The sequence below is a fragment of the Ruminococcus callidus ATCC 27760 genome, assembly GCF_000468015.1.
GTDB classification, from domain to species: Bacteria; Bacillota; Clostridia; order Oscillospirales; family Ruminococcaceae; genus Ruminococcus_C; species Ruminococcus_C callidus.
This window is the reverse complement of sequence record NZ_KI260313.1, coordinates 1-695: the sequence shown is the minus strand read 5'-3', so window position 1 is coordinate 695 and position 695 is coordinate 1. Positions and strand designations below refer to the sequence as shown.

General features: G+C 46.6%; 1 protein-coding gene. It reads left to right on the top strand.

Going from position 1 to position 695, the window contains the following annotated elements:
- The first annotated feature begins 126 nt into the window (after window positions 1–126).
- Window positions 127–363 carry a DUF4314 domain-containing protein gene (locus tag RUMCAL_RS02440; protein ID WP_021680880.1) on the top strand — a complete coding sequence of 79 codons (237 nt, stop codon included), beginning with the start codon at window positions 127–129 and terminating at the stop codon, window positions 361–363.
- Window positions 364–695: the final 332 nt, after the last annotated feature.

Here is a 695-nt window from a genome sequence, read left to right as displayed (position 1 = left end):
CCAAGTACACCATGCGGTGTTTCCTGATTCGTCTAGGAATGGTGGGAGCAGAATTCAAGGCGGCAAGAAAGGTCATTCTCCGGCATCTGTCCGGCAATTCCGCATTCAGAAAGGTTGGTGATACTGATGCAGTTTCCGAGTGAATCGTATCTGGAACAACTCCGAAAGCAGTATCCAAAAGGAACAAAATTACAGCTGCTTTCTATGCGAAATGAAACATATCCGATTCTTCCCGGAACAGTCGGCGAGGTCACGCACATTGACGATGCGGGTTCTATTCATATGCGGTGGGAGAACGGTTCTTCCCTTGCTCTGATTCCCGAAATCGACAGTTTCCAGACCGTATCCGAAGCGAAAAAATAAGGCGGCACCTCCTCCATTGTACAGTATGTTACCATACAATCGCAAGATTTGCAAGAGTGTATTCTACACAATCTTTTTCCTGCATTTTCTGTACATTTAGCCGCTTGCTATCTCTTCCGTTTAGAGTTAATATGGGTACAACGAAACGGGAAAAAAACCGAAATTACGGATGCCCTGAGCCGAGGCAGGATGCTGCCCGAGGCGAATGGGTATGCCGACATAGGATTTGAGGAGGCTGGAAAATACCATGAACGAAAAAACCGCAAAGCAAATCGAAAACCTGAAAAAGCAGACCATTGGCGTGGAGATTGAGATGAACCACATCACCAGAG